Origin of the sequence: Paramagnetospirillum magneticum AMB-1 (genome assembly GCF_000009985.1) — a bacterium.
Taxonomy (GTDB): Bacteria; Pseudomonadota; Alphaproteobacteria; order Rhodospirillales; family Magnetospirillaceae; genus Phaeospirillum; species Phaeospirillum magneticum.
Window position 1 is genome coordinate 753,375 of record NC_007626.1, and the last position, 24,330, is coordinate 777,704.

Annotated in this window: 19 protein-coding genes; 12 read left to right on the plus strand and 7 right to left on the minus strand. The window is 67.7% G+C overall.

All coding sequences use genetic code 11. The features are described 5' to 3' along the window. Positions 1-15: 15 nt before the first annotated feature. Positions 16-1,887, minus strand: coding sequence for a DNA primase (gene dnaG, locus AMB_RS03590; RefSeq protein ID WP_011383141.1), 1,872 nt, complete (start codon positions 1,885-1,887; stop codon positions 16-18). 163 nt (positions 1,888-2,050) lie between these two features. Next, positions 2,051-2,509, minus strand: a complete 459-nt coding sequence (locus AMB_RS03595) for a GatB/YqeY domain-containing protein (RefSeq protein WP_011383142.1) — start codon at positions 2,507-2,509, stop codon at positions 2,051-2,053. A 329-nt stretch (positions 2,510-2,838) separates the two neighbouring features. Here AMB_RS03595 and carA point away from each other — a divergent pair, with 329 nt between their 5' ends. The 6 genes from carA (at position 2,839) to AMB_RS03625 (ending at position 10,616) form a co-directional block, all read left to right on the plus strand. Further along, positions 2,839-4,044, plus strand: a complete 1,206-nt coding sequence (gene carA / locus AMB_RS03600; RefSeq protein WP_050750618.1) for a glutamine-hydrolyzing carbamoyl-phosphate synthase small subunit — start codon at positions 2,839-2,841, stop codon at positions 4,042-4,044. A gap of 58 nt (positions 4,045-4,102) precedes the next feature. Continuing rightward, positions 4,103-7,360 (plus strand): carbamoyl-phosphate synthase large subunit, encoded by a 3,258-nt coding sequence (gene carB / locus AMB_RS03605; protein WP_011383145.1) that lies wholly within the window; start codon positions 4,103-4,105, stop codon positions 7,358-7,360. Positions 7,361-7,377: 17 nt separating this feature from the next. Next, a complete protein-coding gene (gene greA, locus AMB_RS03610; protein WP_011383146.1) occupies positions 7,378-7,851 on the plus strand; it encodes a transcription elongation factor GreA in 474 nt (157 codons plus the stop codon). Between the two features lie 12 nt (positions 7,852-7,863). Further along, on the plus strand, positions 7,864-8,286 hold the full coding sequence (locus AMB_RS03615) for a GFA family protein (RefSeq protein ID WP_011383147.1): 423 nt from the start codon (positions 7,864-7,866) through the stop codon (positions 8,284-8,286). Beyond that, positions 8,283-9,185 carry a Dyp-type peroxidase gene (locus tag AMB_RS03620; RefSeq protein WP_011383148.1) on the plus strand — a complete coding sequence of 301 codons (903 nt, stop codon included), beginning with the start codon at positions 8,283-8,285 and terminating at the stop codon, positions 9,183-9,185. The genes AMB_RS03615 and AMB_RS03620 overlap by 4 nt, the downstream gene beginning before the upstream one ends. 75 nt (positions 9,186-9,260) lie before the next feature. After that, complete coding sequence (locus AMB_RS03625) at positions 9,261-10,616, plus strand: hypothetical protein (protein WP_043743338.1); 1,356 nt, start codon at positions 9,261-9,263, stop codon at positions 10,614-10,616. 108 nt (positions 10,617-10,724) lie between these two features. Here the strand turns inward: AMB_RS03625 and AMB_RS03630 are convergent, their stop codons facing one another. After that, entirely contained in the window at positions 10,725-12,341 is a 1,617-nt protein-coding gene (locus tag AMB_RS03630) for a sensor histidine kinase (RefSeq protein ID WP_043743339.1), read from the minus strand. 234 nt (positions 12,342-12,575) lie between these two features. Here AMB_RS03630 and AMB_RS03635 point away from each other — a divergent pair, with 234 nt between their 5' ends. Then, on the plus strand, positions 12,576-14,765 hold the full coding sequence (locus AMB_RS03635; protein ID WP_148207283.1) for a tetratricopeptide repeat protein: 2,190 nt from the start codon (positions 12,576-12,578) through the stop codon (positions 14,763-14,765). Here AMB_RS03635 and AMB_RS03640 read toward each other — a convergent pair. After that, positions 14,746-15,852, minus strand: coding sequence for a CaiB/BaiF CoA transferase family protein (locus AMB_RS03640; RefSeq protein ID WP_011383152.1), 1,107 nt, complete (start codon positions 15,850-15,852; stop codon positions 14,746-14,748). The genes AMB_RS03635 and AMB_RS03640 overlap by 20 nt on opposite strands. Positions 15,853-15,986: 134 nt before the next feature. Beyond that, positions 15,987-16,769, minus strand: a complete 783-nt coding sequence (locus AMB_RS03645; RefSeq protein WP_043743342.1) for an enoyl-CoA hydratase-related protein — start codon at positions 16,767-16,769, stop codon at positions 15,987-15,989. A gap of 191 nt (positions 16,770-16,960) precedes the next feature. On the opposite strand from AMB_RS03645, the gene AMB_RS03650 reads away from it, so the two are divergent. Further along, positions 16,961-18,988 (plus strand): elongation factor G, encoded by a 2,028-nt coding sequence (locus AMB_RS03650; RefSeq protein ID WP_011383154.1) that lies wholly within the window; start codon positions 16,961-16,963, stop codon positions 18,986-18,988. 65 nt (positions 18,989-19,053) lie between these two features. Beyond that, complete coding sequence (locus AMB_RS03655; protein WP_011383155.1) at positions 19,054-19,326, plus strand: hypothetical protein; 273 nt, start codon at positions 19,054-19,056, stop codon at positions 19,324-19,326. Between the two features lie 134 nt (positions 19,327-19,460). On the opposite strand, the gene pseI is transcribed toward AMB_RS03655, so the two are convergent. Next, complete coding sequence (pseI, locus tag AMB_RS03660) at positions 19,461-20,507, minus strand: pseudaminic acid synthase (RefSeq protein WP_011383156.1); 1,047 nt, start codon at positions 20,505-20,507, stop codon at positions 19,461-19,463. After that, entirely contained in the window at positions 20,504-21,478 is a 975-nt protein-coding gene (gene pseG, locus AMB_RS03665) for a UDP-2,4-diacetamido-2,4,6-trideoxy-beta-L-altropyranose hydrolase (RefSeq protein ID WP_043743344.1), read from the minus strand. The genes pseI and pseG overlap by 4 nt, the downstream gene beginning before the upstream one ends. Positions 21,479-21,537: 59 nt before the next feature. On the opposite strand from pseG, the gene AMB_RS03670 reads away from it, so the two are divergent. Genes AMB_RS03670 through pseC form a run of 3 tightly spaced genes read left to right on the plus strand, consistent with a single transcriptional unit; the run spans position 21,538 to position 24,270 of the window. Continuing rightward, positions 21,538-22,011, plus strand: coding sequence for a GNAT family N-acetyltransferase (locus tag AMB_RS03670; protein ID WP_011383158.1), 474 nt, complete (start codon positions 21,538-21,540; stop codon positions 22,009-22,011). Positions 22,012-22,048: 37 nt separating this feature from the next. Next, the gene (pseB, locus tag AMB_RS03675) at positions 22,049-23,077 is read left to right on the plus strand and encodes a UDP-N-acetylglucosamine 4,6-dehydratase (inverting) (protein ID WP_043743346.1); all 1,029 of its coding nucleotides are present in this window, start codon (positions 22,049-22,051) and stop codon (positions 23,075-23,077) included. Continuing rightward, positions 23,074-24,270 carry a UDP-4-amino-4,6-dideoxy-N-acetyl-beta-L-altrosamine transaminase gene (pseC, locus tag AMB_RS03680; RefSeq protein ID WP_011383160.1) on the plus strand — a complete coding sequence of 399 codons (1,197 nt, stop codon included), beginning with the start codon at positions 23,074-23,076 and terminating at the stop codon, positions 24,268-24,270. The genes pseB and pseC overlap by 4 nt, the downstream gene beginning before the upstream one ends. Positions 24,271-24,330 lie beyond the last annotated feature (60 nt).

Here is a 24,330-nt window from a genome sequence, read left to right on the forward strand (position 1 = left end):
CTGAAATCAAAGTCGTCAGCCGTTCCCGGACGCTTCGTCGTCCAGGGCGCTGGCCGTCTGCTGCTGCTTCTTTACCGCCTCGAAGCGGCTCCACGACGCGGCGGTGGGGCCTTGGGCGAGTTCGGCGTTGGCTTCGCTCACGTCAGCCAGCAGGTCCTTCCTGGTGTAAAGATTGTAGACGTGCTCCCAGTGAATCCGGGCCTCCTCGGTGGAAAGGTCGTCGCGCAGTGCGCGTACCCGCCTTTCGTTGGCGTCGAGAAGAGAGTCCAGAATCTCGGAATATCCGTCCGTTCTCAAATAGGTCGCGAGGCCGTCCGCGTCAAGATCGCGGGCAGCCCCAAGGTGCTTTAGAATCCCGCGCCGAAGATTGTCAAGGGTCTTGTCCGCAAAAGTGGTCTCGCCCAGCCTCTCACCGATGGAATCCATCAGGCGGGGATGGTCGAGAACCAGGGTCAGCATCATCCATTCCTGGGCGCCGGCATTGGGGCGCGGCGGGCGGGGGCGGCCGACGCCGGGCAGCATGCCGTCGGGACCTTTCAGCGGCGCCTGGGGATCGGGGCGGAAGCGGCCGAAGCCCTTGCCGCCCATCTTGCCGCCGCCGGCATTGGTCCAGGGGCGCGGTGGCGGGCGGAACGACTCCTTGATCTTCTGGCGGAAGGTGGCGAGGTACTGGTAGCGCACCGTCTCGTCGGCGATGGAAAAGGCCTTGTCGGACAGTTCCTTCTCCAGCAGGGCGCGGCGCTCGGGGGTGTCCAGCGGCCGGTCCTGGGTCGCCACGCGCCAGGCCACCTCGACCAGGGGCTGGGCGGCGTCCAGCACGGCGGCCATGGCGGCGGGGCCACGGGCCTTGATCAGCGAATCCGGGTCCTCGGGGGCGGGCAGGGTGGCGAAGCGCAGGGACTGGCCGGGCTTGAGGATGGGGAAGGCCCGCTCCAGTGCCCGCTCCATGGCCCGCTGTCCCGCCTTGTCGCCGTCCAGGCAGAGGATGGGCTCGGGGGCGAGGCGCCACAGCTCCTCGATCTGCTGCTCGGTCACCGCCGTGCCCAGGGGGGCCACCGCGTAGGCGAAGCCCGCCTGATGCAGGGCGATGACGTCCATATAGCCCTCGACCACCACCACCCGGTTCAACTCGCGGGCCATCTCGCGGGCATGAGCCAGGCCGTAGAGGGTCTGGCCCTTGTGGAACAGCGGCGTGTCGGGCGAGTTAAGGTATTTGGGCTGGCCGTCGCCCAGGGTGCGGGCGCCAAAGCCGATCACCCGGCCACGCCGGTCGGTGATGGGAAACATCACCCGGCCGCGGAAATAGTCGAAGGACGCCCCGCTTTCCGGCTTTTTCAACAGGCCCGCCTCGATCAGCAGGCTTTCCGGGCATTCCTTGCTCATCAGCGCCGATTTGAGGGCTTCGCGCGAGTCGGGGGCGAACCCTAGGCGGAAGCGGGCGATGGTGTCGTCGGACAGCCCCCGGTTCTTGAGATAGGCGAAGCCGTCGCGTCCCGCCGGGCCGCGCAGATGCTTCTCGAAGAAAGCCGAGGCGGCTTCGAGGGCGTCATGCAGCGAGGCGCGGCGCTGCTCGCGCACCCGCTCCTCTGGGCTGGCCTTGGGAACCTCTATGCCGGCCTCGGCCGCCAGCTTCTCCACCGCCTCGGTGAAGGACAGGTGCCCGGCCCTCATCTCGAAGCCGATGGCATCACCATGGGCGCCGCAGCCAAAGCAGTGAAAGAACCCCTTGTCCTCGTTGACGGTGAACGACGGGGTCTTCTCGTTATGGAAGGGGCACAGGCCCTGATGCTCGCGCCCCTTGCGCACCAGCTTGACGCGCCGCGCCACCACCGAGGTGACCGGAATGCGGGCGCGCAGCTCGTCGAGGAATTGCGGAGGGAAGGCCATGGAGGCTTAGAATCCGGTTTATGTTTGTCCCTCGCCGGGCGGGTGCCTGAGCACCCTTGGCCGCGGCCTCAGCGGCCGCAGGTCGCGACATGCGTCATATTTGACGCGTGCCGCTCTAAAGTCGGTGGCCGATCCCAGATATATGGGGCCGGACCCGGGGGGATCAGCCCCCCAATTCCTTCTTCACCACCGCGCCGGCCTTGGAGAAGTCCATGGTGCCGGCATGGCTGGCCTTCAGTTCCGCCATGACCTTGCCCATGTCCTTGATGCCGCCGGCGCCGGTGGCGGCGATGGCGGCCTTGACGGCGGCGGTGATCTCCGCCTCGTTCATCTGCTTGGGCAGGAACGTCTCGATGATGGTGATTTCATCGGCTTCCTGCTTGGCCAGTTCGGGCCTGTTACCCTGCTCATAGAGCGAGATGCTTTCCCGGCGCTGCTTGATCATGGATTGCAGCATCTGGCGGATCTCGTCGTCACCGATACCGTCGGCCAGTCCCTTGGGCCGGGCTGCGATGTCGCGGTCCTTCAATGCCGCCAGAATCAGGCGGACCGTGGAGACCGTGCGGGCATCCTTGCCCAGCATCGCGGCTTTGAGCGCGTCGTTCAACTGCTGGCGCAGCATGGTACCCCCCGTTTGGGAAAGCGCACAGGCTACTCCAAATCCCTACGGAAAGGAAGCTCATCCTGGGAAACACAGCTTTGAAAAAACACGTATTTTCTCTCCCCGTCGCAACGCTTGACTCTGTCGGCGCCCGTCATTATAAGGCGCGGAATTTACCTGATGCCGACTGGGTCGCGATGCGGCCCCGCAGCCCCGAAGGTCTTGCCTGTTCGCGAGATGCTCCGGCGGCCTTCTGCGGCCCAAAATCGGCGAGGGGAGCCTTAGGCTCTCTATGATACTGTACCTGCGGCCGGAGCTCTTCCGGCCCGCGAACGCGACAAAGGACCACCATGCCGAACCAACACGGGACCGCACCGAAGCCCAGCAGCCAGGTGCCGACCTTTGATGCGCCGCGCCCCCCGGGCGCCACCGGGGCCCTGGTCCTGGCCGACGGCTCCGTGCTGTGGGGCAAGGGCATCGGCGCCACCGGCTCCAACGTGGGCGAAGTGGTGTTCACCACCGGCATGACCGGCTATCAGGAGACGCTGACCGACCCGTCCTTCGCCGGTCAGGTCATCACCTTCACCTTCCCCCATGTGGGCAATGTCGGCACCAATGTCGAGGATCTGGAGACCACCACTCCGGCCGCCCGCGGCCTGATCCTGCGCGCCGACATCACCGATCCCGCCAACTGGCGCTCGGCCAAGCACCTGGACTCCTGGCTGAAGGCCAACAATATCGTCGGCCTGTGCGGCGTCGACACCCGGGCGCTGACCCGGCGCATCCGGGCGAAGGGCGCTCCCAACGGCGTCATCGTCAACGCCCCCGACGGCGCGTTCGATCTGCCCGCCCTGTGGGGCAAGGCCGCCGGCTGGCCCGGTCTGGAGGGCATGGATCTGGCGCGTGACGTCACCTGTGCCCAGACCTATTCCTGGGATGAGACCGAGTGGTCCCTGCGCGGCGGCTATGGTCGTCAGGCGAAGCCCCGCTTCCACGTGGTGGCCGTGGATTTCGGCGCCAAGCGCAACATCCTGCGCTGCCTGGCCGAAACCGGCTGCAAGGTGACCGTGCTGCCCGCCGAGGCCACCGCCGAGCAGGTGTTGGCCCTTGAGCCCGACGGCGTGTTCCTGTCCAACGGCCCCGGCGATCCGGCGGCCACCGGCACCTATGCCGTGCCCATGATCCAGGGCGTCATCAAGTCGGGCAAGCCGCTATTCGGCATCTGCCTCGGCCATCAGATGCTGGGTCTGGCGCTGGGCGCCAAGACCTTCAAGATGGACACCGGCCACCGCGGCGCCAACCATCCGGTCAAGGACCTGGAGACCGGCAAGGTGGAGATCACCAGCCAGAACCACGGCTTCGTGGTGGACGAAAAGTCCCTGCCAGCCGGTGTCAAGGTCACCCACCGCTCGCTGTTTGACGGCTCGGTGGAAGGCATTGCCGTGGACGGCAAGCCGGTGTTCAGCGTCCAGTACCACCCCGAGGCCAGCCCCGGCCCCCAGGACGCCCATTACCTGTTCGAGCGCTTCGTGGGCTTGATGGAGAAGCGGGGCTAACAGCCCCGTTTTTCTCAAGGTCCCGCACCAAAGATTTTTTCAGAAAAGAAACGCCGCCATGCCCAAACGTACAGACATCAAGTCCATCCTCATCATCGGCGCCGGTCCGATCGTCATCGGACAGGCCTGCGAGTTCGACTATTCCGGCGTGCAGGCGTGCAAGGCGCTGAAGGACGAGGGTTACCGGGTCATCCTGGTCAACTCCAATCCGGCGACCATCATGACCGACCCCGGTCTGGCCGACGCCACCTATATCGAGCCGATCACCCCCGAGATCGTCGCCAAGATCATCGAGAAGGAGCGTCCCGACGCCCTGCTGCCCACCATGGGCGGCCAGACGGCGCTGAACACCGCCATGAAGCTGGCGGATATGGGCATTCTCGAGAAGTTCGGCGTCGAGATGATTGCCGCCAAGCGCGACGTGATCGCCAAGGCCGAGGACCGGCTGCTGTTCCGCGACGCCATGGACAAGATCGGTCTAGAAAGCCCGAAGTCGCGCATGGTCAAGACCCTGCAGGAAGCCCGCGAGGCGCTGGACTTCGTCGGCCTGCCCGCCATCATCCGCCCCAGCTTCACCCTGGCCGGCACCGGCGGCGGCATCGCCTACAACGTGGCGGAGTACGAGCACATCGTCTCGGGCGGCTTGGCCGCCTCTCCCGTGCACGAGGTCCTGGTCGAGGAATCGGTGCTCGGCTGGAAGGAATACGAGATGGAGGTTGTCCGCGACAAGAAGGACAACTGCATCATCATCTGCTCCATCGAGAACGTCGATCCCATGGGCGTGCATACCGGTGACTCCATCACCGTCGCTCCGGCCCTGACGCTGACCGACAAGGAATACCAGATCATGCGCAACGCCTCGCTGGCGGTGCTGCGCGAGATCGGGGTGGATACCGGCGGCTCCAACGTGCAGTTCGCGGTGAACCCCAAGGACGGCCGCATGACCGTCATCGAGATGAATCCGCGCGTGTCGCGCTCCTCGGCCCTGGCGTCCAAGGCCACCGGCTTCCCCATCGCCAAGGTGGCGGCCAAGCTGGCGGTGGGCTACACCCTGGACGAGCTGACCAACGACATCACCGGCTGCACCCCGGCGTCGTTCGAGCCGACCATCGACTACGTGGTCACCAAGATTCCGCGCTTCACCTTCGAGAAGTTCCCCGGCGCCGATCCCAACCTCACCACCTCCATGAAGTCGGTGGGCGAGGCCATGGCCATCGGCCGCACCTTCCAGGAATCCCTCCAGAAGGGCCTGCGGAGCATGGAGACCGGCCTGACCGGTCTGGACGAGGTGGAGATCCCCGGCGCCGGCGCCGGCGACATGAAGGACGCGGTGAAGTCGGCCCTGGCCCAGCCGCGCCATGACCGCCTGCTGGTCATCGCCCAGGCCTTCCGCTTCGGCCTCACCATCGACGAGGTCCACGCCGCCTGCTTCTACGACAAGTGGTTCCTGGCCCAGCTCAAGGGCATCGTCGACGCCGAGGCCGAGATCAGGGCCAAGGGCCTGCCCATCGACGCCCCCGGCCTGCTGCGCCTGAAGAAGATGGGCTTCTCCGACCAGCGTCTGGCCAAGCTGTCCGGCAAGTCCCTGGTGGAGACCGCTTTCCGCCGCGAGGTGCTGAACGTCAAGCCGGTGTTCAAGCGCATCGACACCTGCGCCGCCGAGTTCCCGTCCTCCACCGCCTACATGTATTCGTGCTACGAGGGCGACGGCGTCAACCCGCCCGAATGCGAATCCGATCCTTCCGATCGGGACAAGGTGATCATCCTGGGCGGCGGTCCCAACCGCATCGGCCAGGGCATCGAGTTCGACTATTGCTGCGTCCATGCCGCCTACGCCCTCGACGAGGCCGGCAAGGAGACCATCATGGTCAACTGCAACCCCGAGACGGTGTCCACCGATTACGACACCTCGGACCGCCTGTATTTCGAGCCGCTGACCGCCGAGACGGTGATCGACCTGGTCCGCAAGGAGCAGTCCAACGGCAAGGTCCTGGGCTGCATCGTCCAGTTCGGCGGCCAGACGCCGCTGAAGCTGGCTCATGCGCTGGAGCAGGCCGGCATCCCCATCCTGGGCACCAGCCCGGATTCCATCGATCTGGCCGAGGATCGCGAGCGCTTCCAGAAGATGCTCCACCAGTTGGGGCTGAAGCAGCCGGCCAACGGCACCGCCCGCTCCCTGGAAGAGGCCATCAAGGTGGCCGAGAAGATCGGCTATCCCGTGGTGATCCGCCCCAGCTTCGTGCTGGGCGGCCGCGCCATGCAGATCGTCTACGACCACGAGGCTCTCGAGCGCTACATGGTCGAGGCGGTCAAGGTCTCGGGCGATGATCCGGTGCTGATCGATTATTACCTGAAGGACGCCATCGAGGTGGACGTCGACGCCCTGTGCGACGGCAATCAGGTCTATGTGGCCGGCATCATGCAGCACATCGAGGAAGCGGGAATCCATTCGGGCGATTCCGCCTGCTCGCTGCCGCCCTACTCGCTGGACAAGGCCACCATCGCCGAGCTGGAGCGCCAGACGGCGGCCATGGCCAAGGCCTTGAACGTGGTCGGGCTGATGAACTGCCAGTACGCCATCAAGGACGGCGACATCTACATCCTGGAAGTCAATCCCCGCGCGTCCCGCACCGTGCCCTTCGTGGCCAAGGCCACCGGCGTGCCCATCGCCAAGATCGCGGCGCGTGTCATGGCGGGTGAGACCCTGGCCTCGTTCGGCCTGTCGACCCGTCCCGAGTTGAAGCACGTGGCGGTGAAGGAGGCGGTGTTCCCCTTCGCCCGCTTCCCCGGCGTCGACATTCTGCTGGGGCCGGAGATGAAGTCCACCGGCGAGGTCATGGGCATCGATTCCGACTTCGCCCGCGCCTTCGCCAAGAGCCAGCTGGGAGCCGGCACCAACCTGCCGACCGAGGGCGGGGCCTTCATCTCGGTGCGCGACGGCGACAAGCCGGCCATGGTCGAGATCGCCCGGCGCCTGCTGGAGATGGGCTTCAAGGTCATGGCCACCGACGGCACCGCCTTCTACCTGAAGGACCGGGGCGTCACCGGCGTCACCATCGTCAACAAGGTGCTGGAAGGCCGCCCCCATTGCGTCGACGCCATGATGAACGGCCAGGTGCAACTGGTGGTCAACACCACCGAGGGCAGCCAGGCGGTGAAGGACAGCTTCTCCATCCGCCGCACGGCGCTGACCAACAACATTCCCCACTACACCACGGTGGCCGGAGCACGCGCCGCGGTGGAGGCCATCGAGGCCATGCGTTGCGGCACGCTTGATGTGGCGCCGCTGCAATCGTACTTTAAAGGCTCGTTTTAGGGGCGTAGGGGCGTTCGATGGAAAAAATCCCGATGACTCCGGCTGGCCTGGCCCAGTTGGAGGAAGAGCTTAGGACCCTCAAATATGTCGAGCGCCAGGCGGTGATCCGCGCCATCGCCGAGGCGCGCGAGCATGGCGACCTGTCCGAGAACGCCGAGTACCACGCGGCGCGCGAGCGCCAGAGCTTCATCGAGGGCCGGGTCTCCGAGCTGGAGGACATCATCTCCCGCGCCCAGGTGATCGACATCGCCAGCCTGTCGGGCGATCAGGTGCGCTTTGGCGCCACCGTCACCCTGGCCGACGAGGATACCGACGACGAGGTGGTCTACACCATCGTCGGCGCCCATGAGGCCGACATCAAGTCGGGGCGCATGTCGGTGCACTCGCCCCTGGCGCGTGCCCTGATCGGCAAGCATCTGGGCGACACGGTAGAGGTCACCGCCCCCGGCGGCTCCAAGTCCTACGAAATCGTCGACGTCCGGTTCGGCTGAGGCGAGGGGGCCATGGGCGAGGTCCACGGCTCCTGTCACTGCGGCGCCGTCCATGTCTCTTACGCCTCGGACGGTCCCTTGGCCGGGCGTCGCTGCGGCTGCGGCTTCTGCCGCCGCCACGGCAGCCTCTACACCTCGGACCCTGCCGGTCGGCTACGGATCGAGGCGGTAGGGGGGGCGCTCAGTCGCTATCGCTTCGGCCAGCGCACCGCCGATTTCCTGCTCTGCGCCCGTTGCGGCGTGCTGGTGGCGGTCACCGCCGAAATTGACGGCACTTTGCGCGGCGGAGTCAATCTCGCCGTCATGGACCCGCCCGTGCCTGCGGCCGCCGACGTGCCGGTGATGAATTTCGATGCCGAGACCGAATCCGAACGCACCGCCCGCCGGCGCCGCAACTGGATCGGCCATGTAGAGATCAGAGAGGCTCAACCATGACCCAGCCCCAATCGGCCATCTGCGCGGAAGGCGGTGATTTCGGTCTGTTCCTCACCCTGGTGCTGGCCGATGGCGACACCGCCGCCGTGCGGCGCGTCCTGGCGGCGCTGCCCGACATGACCGAGTCCGTGGCCGTCCAGTCGGGCGAGCCGGCCCTGACCAGTTCGGTGGCCATCGGCGCCGCCTGCTGGCCTCGACTGACCGGTCGGGAATGCCCGGACGGGCTGGTGCCCTTCGCCCCCCTGGCCGATGGCGCCCGCAAGGCCCCCGCCACGCCGGCCGACCTGTTCCTCCACATCCACTCGCCCCGCCACGACGCCAATCTGATGCTGGCGCGCCGGGTGGCGGGCGCCCTGGGAAATCATGTGCGGGTGGTGGAGGAAGTCATGGGCTTTCGCCATCTGGGCAAGCGCGACCTGACCGGCTTCGTGGACGGCACCGAGAACCCGGAAGGCGACGATCGCACCGAGGTGGCCCTGGTCAAGGACGATCCCTTCGCCGGCGGCAGCTTCGTCTCGCTGCAGCGCTACGTCCACGATCTGCCCCGTTGGGAGGCTCTGTCGCTGCCTGACCAGGAGGCGGCGGTGGGTCGCACCAAGGATTCCGACGAGGAAATGGAGGTCAAGCCGCCCTTCGCCCACATCGCCCGCGTGGTGATCGAGGAGGATGGCGAGGAGCTGGAGGTGCTGCGCCATTCCATGCCCTATGGCACCACCTCGGAGAACGGCCTGTACTTCGTCGCCTACTGCGCCAGTCCCGCTCCCTTCCGCAAGATGCTGGAACGCATGGTGCTGTCGGCGGGGGACGGCCACCACGACCGGCTGCTGGACTTCACGCGGCCGGTGACGGGCGCCGCGTTCTTCGCGCCCTCTGCGGACTGGCTGCGCGCCCTCGATTGAGGCACATGACCCAAGTCAAGCCGCTTGCGGCCCGCCTGGGCTAGGCTGCCCGCCGTGATTGCCTGGGGAGATGTCATGAAGCGCGCGGTTCCGCTGGTCCTGCTGTTGTTGTCGTCCACGTCGGCCCTGGCGGCCGGGGCGGGGATGGAGACGCGCAATTACGTGGCGCGCCGTCTGACCGCCGACAGTCATGTGCAGGTGGAGGTGGGGGGCGTCGAGCTTTCCGGCCCGGTCTGCCGTGTCTCCGGCACCGTGCGCAAGGTCTTTGCCGGCGCCCTGGCGGCGGGTGACGCCCTGGCGTTCCGGCTGCCTTGCGGCCCGGCGGATTTCTGGCCTTTGGACCGGCTGAAATCCGCCCGTGTGGCCGAAGTCTTTCTCAAGTCGGGGCTGAACGGCGCCGAAGCCGCCGATGACGGCGAGGGGCTGCGCGCCATCGCGGCGGTGACCGCCCAGCCGCAATCGGTGGACGATCCCGCCCTGGTGCGCGAGATGACCGAATCCATCGCCCGCTACCGCATCGATGCCGAGGTCAAGCGCCGCAATCCCGCCGCCGCCCTGACCCTGGCGCGGGTGCCCGACCCGGTGTTGCGTGCCCGCCTGCTGGCCCATGCCGCCGGGCTGATGAGCGTGCACCGCCTGCCCGAGGCCGAGGCGACCGGCGACGAGGCCATGGCGGCGGTCAAGGCCCTGCCCGATGCCGAGGTGCGGCTGGAGTCCGGCCTGGTGGCGCTGGAATCCCTGGCCATGGGGCAGGCGCGCAAGGCGGCGCTGACCCTGGCCGACGCGCTGGAGCCCGACGTGGACGCCCTGACCCTGCCGTCGCGGCGCGACGCCGCCAGTCTGGTGCTGTATGGCGCCCGCATCCGCTCGGACGATCCCGCAGCGGCCTTCGTCTCCCTGTCCAAGGTGACCGATCCGGCCACCCGGCGCGACCGCCTGTCCAACATGCCCTTCGCCCAGAAGGATTTCAGCCCGGTCAACCCGGACTCCCTGGGCTGGATGGACCGCCTGCTGGCGGGGGCCGAGGCCCTGCCGGCCAGCGACTTCCGCACCGAGGCCCTGACCCAGCTTTGCCGCACCGCCCAGCGTTCCGCCATGGAGATGGCCAAGATGCCCAATCTGCTGGGCAAGGCCGGGGCCATGGCCGAGGTGGCGGCCCGGCGTCGCCATGGGCCGTCGGCCCAATTGCTGGCGCTGATCCGCGAGGCCGAGGGCGGCGCGGCGGCACGGGCCGAGGCGGCGCGCTGGCATGCGGTATCGGCGTCCGGCTTCGATGGCGCCATGAAGTCGCGGGCCGAGGCCCTGACGGCTCTGGGCACCTTTACCCCGGCCGAGCGCTCTGCCGCCGCCCGCCTGCTTCAGCCCTCGGCCACGGGAGATGTCTCGCCCGCCCGACTGGTGGAGATGGCGGCGAACGCTACCTCTCGATGAACGCGACTCGGACGGATCCAGCTAGGCCCAAGGGGCCGCGCCGCTTATGCGGCGGGAGCCAAGGGCGCTCGCGCCCGCCCGGCGATTGAGGGGCATGGTGGAAAAAAGCTACTCGGCGGGCAACAGGACATGCAGGCGGGTTTCGCCGTCACCGGTGGTTTCGGCCCACATGCTGCCGCCGTGCAACTGGACGATCTTGCGGCAGATGGCCAGGCTGAGCGTCGGGTTGCCACCCCGCGTCGGGCTGCTGCCGGGGGCCAGCAGCGGGAACGAGGTCTCGCCCTCGCCGAAATCGATGTCGGTGTTGTCGGCGCGGATCAGCAGATGCCACATCTCGCCGTCGCGTTCGGCGCTCAGGCCAATCTTCTGATAGGTGTCGGGGCGCCGGCGCTCCAGGATGGCCGAGATCAGGTGGTGGAACAGTCCCGACAGATGCTGGCGGTCTCCCATGATCTCGGGCAGATCGCGGGCCCGGATCTCGGCCTCGGCGGCGGCGAGGCGCGGTTCCAGCAGGTCTATGGTCTCGGCCAGGACCCGCGGCAGGGACACGGGCTCGTGGGGGCGGCACTGCGCCACGCCGAGATAGCGCTGCAGGGCGTTCAACTGAGCCCGCATGCGCTCGATGCCCGAGCGGATGAAGCCCAGATAATCGTCCACCTCGGAATTGCCGTCGGGGGCGGTCTTGCGCACCAGCAATTGGGCGTAGGACAGCACGGTGCGGAGCGGCTCCTGCAGGTGATGGGCCGAGATCTCGGCGATGTGGCGCAGTTCCTCGTTGGCCAGTTCCAGGTCGGCGCTGCGCCGGGCCAGCAGGCGCTCGAAGCGCTCGCGGGCCACCAATTGGCGATGCATGGCCCAGGTGATGGCCGCCGCCGCCAGAACCAGGGGAATGGCGATGGTCAGCAAGGTGGTGGCATAGCCCTCCCATTGCATCATGGTGTCGTCATGCAGGGTGGAGACCGAGACCACCACCGGAACGTCGCCCAGGCGCCGGTAGCTGGCCTGGCGCAATTTGCCGTCGGTGGCCACTACGCTGGTGTAGCTGCCGGTCGGGGCCTGGGGCAGATGCTCCTTGAACAGCGGGCCCTGGGAGAAGTCCTTGCCCATCAGCCCTTCGTCGAAAGGCCCCCGGCTCAGCAGAGTGCCGTCGGCGTTGAACAGGGCGACGGTGCCGTTGGGTCTTTGCCGGATGGAATCGAACAGCTCGTTCATGTGGTCCAGTTGGATCATCAGGGCGATGACCGCCACCAGCCTGCCGTCGGGGCTTCGGTGGGCCTGGCTGACTGGCAGGACCCGCTTGCCGTTGACCCGACTGATGATAGGCTTGCCGATGACGAGGCTGCTTTCGCCCGCCAGGTGGGCCTGGACGTAGTCACGATCGGCGACCGAGGTGCCCTCGGGCGGTATTTCGGGATAGGAATGCAGGTAATGCCCTCCGGGCGTGATGACCCGGATGGCCGTCACCGTGGAGGCGTGCCGCAGCACGTTGGCCAGGAATCCGCCAAAGACCGGGTCATGGGCGGAAAGGCCGCGCTGATGGTCGAGGCGCTCGCTCACCAGGGAAAGGACCATGGCCGATTGTCGGAACATGCCGCCCGTATGCTCGGCCAGGGTATCGGCCAGCCGCTCATTGTTGACCTGACGGTCATGCAGAAGGTCGGCCCGCCTTTGCCACGCCATGGCGCTGAAGGTTGCAAGGACGAACAGTACGGCCAGAACACCCATCACCAAGGCACTGGTGCTGGCCCGTAAGACGGGTCTCTTGGTAGCGCCGTTCGGCATAGTCGTCTTCTACCCATTTGGCAGGGCGGCATCATAGCAGCCGATTGGTGGGGATCAATATCTCATGCCGTGCATATGCATGGAGTGCTTGTGGCAATAGATGCAGGCTCCTGGCACCTTGCCTCGCCGGTCCTCTCCATGCCATCGTTTGCCCAGAACAATTGTGGGGAAACCATATTGGCCGAGGATTTCGCCAAGGCTGTCGAACTGCATCAGGCGGGCAGGCTGCTGGAGGCCGTGGAGATCTACCAGCGGATTCTGGTGGCCAATCCCTACGACGAGGGGGCCAACCATCTGCTTGGCGTGGCCTGCTCCCAGATGGGCCAGTTCGATCTGGCCATTCACCTGATCGGCGAGGCGATCCGCGCCAACGACCGGGTGCCCGATTACCACGTCAATCTGGGCAACGCGCTGTTCAGCTCGCGGCGCCTGCCCGAGGCCGAGGCCGCCTATCGCCGCGCCCTGACCCTGAATACCGACATCCCCGAGGCGCTGTTCGGCCTGGGCAATACCCTGGCCCAGACCGGCCGGCTGGAAGAGTCCCTGGAGTTCCATCAGAGCGCCCTGGCCCTGCGGCCCAATTTCGTCGAGGCCCTGGCCAACATGGCCGGAGTACTGAGCCGCCTGGGCCGCCCGGCCGAAGCGGTGGAAAAGCTGCGCCGCGCCGTGGCGGAACGGCCGGGCGAGGCCAGCCTGCAGGCCGATCTGGGGCGCGCCCTGCTGGCGTCCGGTCATCGCATCGAGGCTGATGTCGCCGTCTGCCGCGCCCTGCGGCTGGCGCCCGATTCCCCTCCCATCCTGGTGGCGGCCGCCGACGTGATCCGGGCCAGGGGCCGGATGGAAGAGGCGCTGGAGCATGCCGCCCGCGCCGCCGAGCTGGCGCCCAATTACCCGCCCGCCGTCCTGATGCTTGCCCGCCAGTTGCGGGCCATGGGGCGCCGGGATCTTTCGGCCGAGACCTATCTGCGGCTGGCGGGCATCGAAGGCGCCGGAGTGGCCCATCTGTTCGATGCCGCCAACGCTCTGAACGAGATGAGCCGTCTGCCCGAGGCGGTGGCGCTGTATCAGGCGCTGCTGGCCCGCGAGCACGACCACTCCGAGGTGTGGAACAATCTGGGCAATGCCCTGCGGGAACTGGGCGAGTTGGACCGTGCCGCCGAGTGCTACGAGACGGCCGAGCGGCTCAGCCCCGACGATCCCGTGGTCATGTCCAACCGGGCCGCCCTGCTGGGCAGCCTGGGCCGGGTGGCCGAGGCAGAAATCCTGTGCCGCAAGGTGGTGGCCCTGCAGCCGGGAATCGGCATTCCGCTGTCCAATCTCGGCCAGGCCCTCTACGCCCAGGGGCGCATGGAGGAGGCCCGCGAGCAGTTCGACGCGGCCGGAGCGGCCGATTCCACCAATGACGACATCCGCTTTCACCGCGCCATCGTCCGGCTGATGCTGGGTGACTTCGCCGAGGGCTGGCCGCTTTACGAGGCCCGCTGGGGCAACCGCAAGCGGGCCGAGCCCAATCGCCATTTCGCCACGCCGCAATGGCTGGGCGACGAGGATCTGGCGGGCAAGACCCTGTTGCTGTGGTCCGAGCAGGGGTTCGGCGACACGCTGCAATTCGTGCGCTTCGCGCCCCTGGCGACGGCCCGTGGCGCCCGGGTGATCCTGGAGGTGCAGCCTGCCCTGGTTTCCCTGCTGCGTGGCATGCCGGGGATTGCCCAGGTGGTGGCGGTGGGCGACGACACCGGGCCGGTGGACCTGCAATCGCCGTTGATGAGCCTGCCCATGGCCTTCGGCATCACCCTGGAGAGTATTCCCGCCGCCGTTCCCTACCTGGCTCCGCCGCCCGAGCGTCTGGAGCCCTGGACCCGGCGGCTGAACGCCAGCCTTCCGCCCGGCCCCCGCATCGGGTTGGTCTGGGCGGGGGATTCCCGCGAGCACGACATCGAATGCACGCTGATCGACCGCCGCCGCTCGCTGGCCTTGAAGCAGCTGGAGCCCATCCTCGCGGTGGAAGAGGCCAGCTTCGTCAGCCTGCAGGTGGGCAAGCAGGGACTTCAGGCCCGGGATGAGCCGCGCGTCGCCGACCTGACCGCGGGCATCACCGACTTCGCCGACACCGCCGCGCTGATCAGCGGTCTCGATCTGGTGATCAGCGTCGACACCTCGACCGCCCATCTGGCCGCCGCCCTGGGTAAGCCGGTCTGGTTGCTGTCGCGCTTCGACGGCTGCTGGCGCTGGCTTCAGGGCCGCGACGACAGCCCGTGGTATCCGACGCTCCGCCTCTACCGCCAGCCCGCCGCCGGCGACTGGGACACGCCCCTGGCCAAAATGGCGACGGATCTGCGGGAGTGGCTCAAGACCATCCGGCGATGACCGCCTCGGCCGCCTTCTCGGTCAGGCGGCGGCGGCGGCGGGGGCGTTCGCCCTCCATCAGCACGGGCAGCAGCACCTCGACCAGACCCTGGTCGCTGACATGGGTGAAGCCGCGCTCCACGTGGTGGGGATGGGTGGCGACCTCGTGGGGCTCCAGCACCGGTTCGAAGGTGCAGTCGGCGGGCTCCAGCACTTCCGTCCACTCGGCCAGGGTGCGACTGGCGAACAGCGCCGTCATGTCGGCGAGCAGATCATGCTGGGGCAGGGGCTCGGCCTGGCGGGCGATCCAGTCGGGCTTGCCGATGGCCGTGCAGAACGACTGCCAGAACTTCTCCTCCAGCGCGGCGATGGCGGCGAAGCGGCCGTCCTTGGTCTGGTAGATGCGGTAGAAGGCGGCGCCGCCGTTGATCAGGTCGTGCTCGCGCTTCGGGTCGCCCCAGCGCTGCGCCATCGTCAGCACGCCGCCCATCCACGACAACGCCGCTTCGGCCAGAGAGATGTCGATGGTGGTGCCCTTGCCCGAGGTGGAGCGCTTTAAGAGCGCCGCCAGGATGGCGTTGACCGCCAGCATGGCGCCCGCATGGTCGGCCAGGGGCGGAAAGGTCATGACGGGCCGCTCGGCCGGGCCGGACGCCGCCAGCAGGCCGGTCACTGCCAGATAGGTGACGTCGTGGCCCGCACGGGTGGCGAAGGGGCCGGTGCCGCCATAGCCCGACAGGGCGCAGTGGACCAGCCGGGGATTGATCTCGTGCAGGCGCGTGATGCCGAAGCCCAGGCGCTCCATCACCCCGGGGCGAAAGCCTTCCAGCAGCACGTCGGCCCCGGCCACCATCTCGGCGAAGCGGGCCTTGCCGTCGGCGGATTTCAGGTCCAGCGCCACGATGGTCTTGTTGGCGTTGGCCAGCTTGTAGAAGGCGGTGGTGCCGTCCGCGTCCACCGGCCCCATGGTGCGCATGGGATCGCCGGCCGGGCTTTCCACCTTGACCACCTCGGCGCCCAGGTCGGACAGCCACAGGGTGGCCAGCGGGCCGGGAATGTACATGGACAGGTCGAGGACCTTCAGCCCGGCAAGGCAATCGGCAATCATGCTTTAGCTCCAGAATTGAATTGTCATCCCGAGCGAAGGCGAGGGATCTCGTCCTGGCCCGGCATGTCCGGTTAGGAAACGGCGGAGCAGACGGAGATTCCTCCTTCCGATGGTCGTCGGAATGACCGGTTTCCCTAGACGCTCCAGTTCGGCTTTCTCTTTTCGGTCAGGGCCAGCACGCCCTCGCGGCATTCGGCACCGGCCCGGGCGTCGACGAACTGCGCCACGGTGTAGCGCATGAGGTCGGGTCCGGCGGGGCTGTCGTCGACCACCCGCAGCATGTCCTTGGCGGCTCCTTGAGCCTTGGGGGCGCCCTTGAGGCAGGACTCGACCATCAGGTCGCGGGCGGAGTCCAGTTTGTCGCCGGCCACCACCGCATGGATCAGGCCCAGGCGCAGCGCCTCGCGGGCGTCGAAGCGCTCGCCCGACAGCACGTAGCGGCGCATGGCCCGGGTGCCCATGGCGGCGGCCAGATAGGGCATGATCAGGGTAGGTGGGAAGCCGGCCCGCACCTCGGGCAGGGAGAAGCTGGAATCGTCGGCGGCCACCACCATGTCGGCCACCGAGACGATGCCGGCGCCCATCCCCAGGGCGGCGCCCTGGACCCTGGCGATCACCGGCTTGGCGCAGCGGTCGATGGCGTCCAGCATCACCGCCATCTGCATGGCGCTGCGGCTGACCTCTTCCGCGTCCTGGTCCAGCATGGCCCGCGTCCAGCCGATGTCGCCGCCGGCGCAGAAGCTGGGGCCCTGGCCCTCGATCACCACCACGCGCACCGCCTCGGCCACGGACAGCTTCTGGAAGGTCTGGGCGAGGTTGCCCACCATCTGCTCGTCCAGGGCGTTGTGCAACTCGGGACGGCGCAGCGTCACGGTGGCGACGGCGCCGCTGATCTTGACATGGATATGGTCGGTCATGCTTTCCCCTCCCCGGGACAATTGCCCCAGTAAACCACGGCATCGCCAGATCAACCAAGATGCAAGCAGCGCAGGCTTGTGGTGGACGCGTTCCATTTCCTGTTGCCAGGGGCGGCTTTGACTGAAACCATGGCGGAGCGGGGCGCAGGGGGTTCCGGCGCCTGTTCAAGCCAAGAGATTCCGGAGGGTCCATGACGTCCAAGTCTCCTTCCCTGCCGCGCGCCTGTGCCCTGGTCGGGCCGTTCGCCAGCGGCAAGACCAGCCTGCTCGAAGCCATGCTGCTGGCCTGCGGCGCCATCGGCCGCCAGGGCCGTATCAAGGACGGCACCACCACGGGGGATTCCAGCCCCGAAGCCCGCGCCCGCCTGATGAGCGTCGAGCCCAATATGGCCAGCGCCGAATATCTGGGCGAGAAGTGGACCTTCATCGATTGCCCCGGCTCGGTGGAGTTCCAGCAAGATTCCTATAACGCCCTGATGGCGGTGGACGTGGCGGTGGTGGTCTGCGAGCCCGATCCCGCCCGCGCCGTGATGGTCGCCCCGGTGCTGAAGTTCCTGGACGAGCACAAGGTTCCCCATCTGCTGTTCGTCAACAAGATCGACACCGCCGGCACCCGTCTCAAGGAGACGCTGGAAGCCCTTCAGGCGGTGTCCGACCGTCCGCTGATCATGCGCGAGATTCCCATCCGCGAGGGCGACGCCGTCACCGGCTATATCGATCTGGTCAGCGAGCGGGCCTACAAGTACCGCCCCGGCCAGACCTCGGCGGTGATCAAGATTCCCGAGGCCCTGAAGGGCGAGGAAAGCGCGGCCCGCCAGGAAATGCTCGAGCATCTGGCCGATTTCGACGACCACCTGATGGAAGAGCTGCTGGAAGACCTGCAGCCGCCCGCCGACGAGATCTATGCCGACCTGGGCAAGGACCTGACCGGCGACCTGATCGTGCCGGTGTTCTTCGGCTCGGCCGAGAATGACGGCGGCATCCATCGCCTTTTGAAGGCCCTGCGCCACGACGCCCCCGGCCCGGCGGCCACCGCCGCCCGCTTAGGGATCAAGGCCGAGGGCGGCCCCCTGGCCACCGTGTTCAAGACGGTGCACGCCGCCCATACGGGCAAGCTCAGCTTCTCTCGCGTGTGGCGGGGCGAGTTCGCCGACAACCAGTCCCTGGAGGCGGGCCGCATCGGCGGCCTTTACGTCATGACCGGCGGCACCCCCACCAAGGTGGCCAAGGCCGGCGTGGGCGAGGTCTGCGCCTTCGGCCGCCTGGACAGCGTGGCCACCGGCGCGGTGATCGGCGGGGCCGGAGAGGACATGGCCGCCTGGCCGCAACCCCTGGCGCCGCTGTTCGCCTTCGCCCTGGCCGCCGAGAAGAAGGGCGACGACGTCAAGCTGACCGGCGCCATCGCCAAGCTGGCCGAGGAGGACCCCTCTCTGTCGCTGGATCACGGCGAGTTCGGCGAGCAGATCCTGCGTGGCCAGGGCGAAATCCACCTCCAGGTGGCCATCGACCGGCTGAAAAGCCGCTTCAACATGGCGGTGGTGACCAGGAAGCCGACGGTCCCCTACAAGGAGACCATCCGCAAGGGCACCTCGGTGCATGGCCGCCACAAGAAGCAGTCGGGCGGGCACGGCCAGTTCGGCGACATCCATATCGACATCGCGCCGCTGCCCCGGGGCTCGGGCTTCCACTTCGTCGACAAGATCGTCGGCGGCGTGGTGCCGCGCCAGTACATCCCCTCGGTGGAGGAAGGCGTTTCCGAGTTCCTGCACCAGGGCCCCTTCGGCTTCCCGGTGGTCGACCTGCAGGTGACGCTGACCTCGGGCAGCTACCACGCGGTGGACAGCTCGGACATGGCCTTCAAGACGGCGGCCCGCATCGCCATGAGCGAGGGCATGCCGCAATGTGATCCGGTGCTGCTGGAGCCCATTCTGGCGGTGGAGATCTCGGTGCCCTCCGACTTCACCGCCAAGGCCCAGCGCATCGTCTCGGGGCGGCGCGGCCAGATTCTCGGCTATGACGCCAAGGACGGCTGGCAGGGCTGGGACAATGTCTCGGCCTATCTGCCCCAGGCCGAGATGGACGACCTGATCGTCGAGTTGCGGTCGCTGACCATGGGCGTGGGCACCTTCTCGTGGAAGTTCGACCACCTGCAGGAAATCACCGGCCGCGTCGCCGACAAGGTGGTGGAAGCCCGCAAGGAGGCCCTGGCCAGCGCCTGATGCTGGCGTTTCGCCCGAACCCAGTGCTATAGAGCGGGCTCCGACCTGACCAGAGGAGCCCGCTCATGGAAAACCGCGAAATGTTCGAAGAGATCGCCGCCCTGATCGGCTCGATCGCCAAGGCCTTCGACCTCTCCGACACCGACGTGGTCGCCGCCATCGAGCAGGGCAGCCTGGGCATGGAGATGATCACCGATGCCGAGGGACGTAATTGCGTCGAGGCCAGCCATGACGGACGCGTCGCCCGCATCTATCCCGGCGCCATCTACCGGGTCGGCGACCAGCCCCCGGCCGCCGACGAGGATTGCGGCGGCGGCGGCTGTTCCTGCGGCCACTGAGCCCGTATCTTCAAAGCTGTCATCCTGAGCGAAGCGAAGGATCTCCGCCTGGAGCGGCGGTGCCGGTTCTGAACGGCCGTGCCAGGACGAGATCCCTCCGCCCGAGGGCGTCGGGATGACGGATCGGTTCCATCCTACTCGATCATCGACCAGTCGAAGGCGGTGCCGCGCGGCACCGCCTTGCGTGCCTTGCGCCCCAGGATCTCGGGCAGGAACTTGGGCTCCAGCCCATAGCCGGGGCGGATGGAGCGCACCTTGTCCTCGGTGATGATTTCGCCGGGGTGCAGGTCCTCGACCACATAGAGCGAGCGGCGGAAGGCCTTGGAGCCCTGCTCGCACTCGGCCAGGGCATAGGAGATGCGTCCGCGCGCCACCCAGGCGGTGCGGCAATCCTTGACCAGTTGGGCCAGTTCCTCGGGTTCCAGCGAGAAATGGGAATCGAGCCCGCCATCGGCGCGGCGCAGGGTGAAGTGCTTCTCGACGACGCAGGCGCCCAGCGCCACCGCCGTCACCGCCACCGCCGTGCCCTGGGTGTGGTCGGACAGGCCGACCGGCACGCCGAAGGCCTGGGCCATGTGGGGAATGGTGGCCAGATTGGCCTCCTCGGTGGGGGCCGGGTACGAGCTGATGCAGTGGAGCAGCACCAGTTGGTCGTTGCCGGCCCGGCGCACCGTCTCCACCGTGGCGGCGATGTCGCCCAGCCCGGCCATGCCGGTCGACACGATGATCGGCTTGCCCTTGGCCGCCGCATGGGCCACCAGCCCGGGATCGGCCATCTCGAAGCTGGCGATCTTGAAGGCCGGGGCGTCGAGACCCGCCAGGAAGTCCACCGCCGCCTTGTCGAAGGGCGAGGAAAAGACGATCAGTCCCAGTTCCCTGCCCCGCTCGAACAGCTTGGCGTGCCAGTCCCACGGGGTCTGGGCCTCGGCGTAGAGGTCATAGAGCTTGCGCCCGCCCCAGGGGCCGCCCTCGATGACGAAGTCGGGCCGGTCGCAATCGATGGTAATGGCGTCGGGCTTCAGCGTCTGCAGCTTGACCGCGTCGGCGCCCGCCGCCGCCGCCGCCTCCAGCAGGGCCAGGGCGCGGCCCAGGTCGCCGTTATGGTTGGCCGACATCTCGGCGATGATGAAGGGCGGATGATCCGGCCCGATGGGGCGTCCGGCGATGGAAATCTCGGTCATGGGGCAAGGCCTTTCAGGGACGGCAGGCGTCGGATTGCGTCGACGGTGCGGGCGGCGCCCCGTCCGTCGCACAGTTTGGCGGCGGCGGCCGACATGGCGCCAAGCTCGGCGGCGGAGAGGGCGAGGGCAGCGGGCAGGTCGTCCACCGCGATCAGGCGGGCGGCGCCGCTGGCGCCCACCAGCCGGGCCACGTCGCGCTGATTGTCGGCGATGACCAGCATCAGGGTGGGCAGGCCCAGGCAACAGCGCTCCCAGGTGGAGGTGCCTCCCGCTCCGATGGCCAGATCGGCCCCGGCCATCAGCCCGGCCATGTCCGGGACGCCCACGTGAACCGTGACCCGGGCCATGGCGGCCGCCTGGGCCTTGACCGCGTCGAGATGGGGCGCCCTGACCCCCATGATCACGTCGATGGCAAGGCCGGACCCCGCCACGGCCCGGAGCACCGCTCCGGTGACGTTGTCGGGGTCGGTGCCGCCCAGGCTGACCAGCAGCCGGCGCAGGGAGCCATCGCGCCGCGCCAGGGCGGCCGGGCGGGCGGCGGCGAATTGGGGGCGCAGCAGGGCGTAGTCCGACCCGGCCAGCACCAGGGAATTGTGGGGGACCAGTTCGCGGTATTCCCCGGCGCTGCGCCCGAAGGTCTGGTCGAGCAGCAGGTCCGAGTGATGCCGCCTCGTGGGCAGGTCGTCGATGACCATTACCGCCCGGCTCATGCTTCGGATGCGGGCTTCTTCCGCCGCGTCGATGCCGTAATGGTCGATCACCACCAGGGCGGCGCCGAAGGGCAGTCGGTCGGGCGTCACCACCGGATAGGGCAGCGACGGCACCAGCTCCGCCGTTCCCGCCGCCGACACGAACAGGCAGGCGGCTCCGCGCCGGGTCAATTCATCGGCCAGGGTGAGGCAGCGCATGACGTGGCCGATGCCCATGGCGGCGGAAGCGTCGGCGCGAAAGCAGATGGTGGGCGTGACCATGACCGGGAAACTGAGTAGACTCGTCGCCTTCAGTATAGGCGGGCCGGAGGACAGGGCAAATGGAGTTCCGCAGGGCAGTGATTCAGGACGCTTCCGATCTGCTGGTCTGGCGCAACGATCCGGACACCATCGCCAATTCCCTGACCGGCAAGGCGGTGGCCGAGGCCGATCATTTCGCCTGGATCGCCCGCGTGCTGGCCAGCCCGGACTTCATCCTGCTGATGGCCGAACAGGCGGGCGAGAAGCTGGGCATGGTGCGCTTCGATCGCGAGGAGGATGGTGAGTGGGAGGTCAGCATCAACCTCAACCCGGCGGCGCGCGGGCGCGGCCTGGCGGCGGATCTGCTGGCCGGCAGCATCGCGGCGGCCTTTCCCGCAGGGGCGCGCCCGCCGCTGGTCGCCTGGGTCAAGCAAAGCAATCCGGCCAGCTTGCGCATCTTCGAGCGCTGCGGTTTCATCCATGAAGGCGACGAGGATGGGGTCGAAACCTTTCGGCTTGCCCCTTCTTGTGGAGACGGTGGGCGCATGCCATGATCCGCCCAAACGCCATTCCCGCCGAAGGAGCGATGCCTTGACCGCATCCCAGTACTACGACATCGACCTCGATCTCGAAGGAAAGTCCATCCTGGTCACCGGCGGAACCGGTTCGTTCGGCAAGAAGTTCGTGAAGACGGTGCTGGAGCGCTACAACCCCCACCGCCTGATCATCTTTTCCCGCGATGAGCTGAAGCAGTTCGAGATGGCCCAGACCTTCGATCCGGCCCAGCATCGCTGCTTGCGCTACTTCCTGGGCGACGTGCGCGACGCCGAGCGCCTGCGCATGGCCATGCGCGAGGTGGATGTGGTGGTGCACGCCGCGGCCCTGAAGCAGGTTCCGGCGGCCGAGTACAACCCGTTCGAGTTCGTGCGCACCAATATCCTGGGTGCCGAGAACGTGGTGCAGGCCGCCCTGGCCAACAAGGTCGGCCACGTCATCGCGCTGTCCACCGACAAGGCCATGAGCCCCATCAACCTCTACGGCGCCACCAAGCTGGCCTCGGACAAGATCTTCGTCGCCGCCAACAACCTGTCGGGCTCGGTGGGAACCAAGTTCGCCGTGGTGCGCTATGGCAACGTGGTGGGGTCGCGCGGGTCGGTGGTGCCGTTCTTCCACAAGCTGATCCAGTCCGGTGCCGCCGAACTGCCCATCACCGATGCGCGCATGACCCGCTTCTGGATCACCCTGGAGCAGGGCGTCGACTTCGTGCTGTCCTGCCTGGACAAGATGCAGGGCGGCGAGACCTACATCCCCAAGATTCCCTCCATGCGCATGACCGATCTGGCCGAGGCCATGGCGCCGGGCAAGCCGCACAAGATCATCGGCATTCGCCCGGGCGAGAAGATCCACGAGGTGATGATCACCGAGGATTACGCCCGCAACACGGTGGAACTGCCCGACCGCTACATCATCCAGCCGGTCTTCGCCTTCTGGACCACCGAGCACCTGATCGACGCCGGCGCCAAGGTGGTGCCCGACGATTTCCGCTATGGCTCGGACAACAATACCGACTGGATGGACGGGCCCCGGCTCCACGCCATGCTGTCGGGGCTGGAACTGTGAGCGGGGAGGCTTTCCTTCCCTATTGCCGCCATGTGGTGGACGAGGATGATATCGCCGCCGTGGCGGCGGTCATGCGCGGCGACATCCTGACCACCGGCCCGGCGGTTGCCGCTTTCGAGGACGCCCTGGCCAAGGTGGTGGGAGCGCGGCACGCCGTGGTCTGCGCCAACGGCACCGCCGCCCTGCATCTGGCGGTGCTGGCGCTGGAGATCGGTCCCGGCGACGCCGTGCTGGTCCCCGCCCAGACCTTCGCCGCCACCGGCAATTGCGCTCGCTATGCGGGGGCCGAAGTGGTGCTGACCGACGTGGACCCCGACAGCGGCCTGATGCGGGTCGGGGACCTGGAAGCCGCCATGGCCGCCCATCCGGGCAAGCGCTTCAAGGCCGTGCTGCCGGTCCATCTCAACGGCCAGTCGGCGGACATGCCGGGGCTGGCCGCCGTGGCGCGGCGCCATGGCCTGAAGATCATCGAGGATTGCTGTCACGCCCTGGGCACCGTCGCCGCCGACGGCACGGTGATCGGCGATTGCCGCCATGGCGAGATGAACGTCTTTTCCTTCCACCCCGCCAAGACCATCGCCATGGGTGAGGGCGGGGCGATCACCACCAACGACGAGGCCCTGGCCACCCGCCTGCGCCTGCTGCGCGGCCACGGCATCACCCGGGATTCGGCTGTCTTCGTGGACCAGGAGGGCGGCTTCGACGATTCGGGCGCGCCCAATCCCTGGTATTACGAGATGCAGGCGCTGGGCTTCAACTACCGGGCCTGCGATATCCAGTGCGCCCTGGGGACCAGCCAGCTGGCCAAGCTGCCCCGCTTTGCCGAGGCGCGGCGCCGGCTGGTGCGCCATTACCGCGACAGGCTGGCGCCGCTGGCTCCCAAGGTAAAGCCCATCACCCTGTCGGGCGGCGAGGCGGTCTGGCATCTGTCGGTCGCCCTGATCGACTATCAGGCCTGCGGCACCACCCGCGCCCAGGTGATGAACGCCCTGCGCGCCAGGGGGATCGGCACCCAGGTCAATTACATCCCCATGCACAAGCTGCCCTATTACCGGGGGCTGCTGGGCGACATCAGCCTGCCGGGCGCGGAAGAATATTATCGCCGCTGCCTGTCCCTGCCGCTGTCCGCCGCCATGACCGAGGCGGATGTGGACCGGGTGGTGGAGACTCTGCGCGAGGTGCTGGGGCTGTGACGCGGGGTAAGGCTGTCATCCCGAAGACCAGCGGGAGGAGGGATCTCATCCTGGAACGGC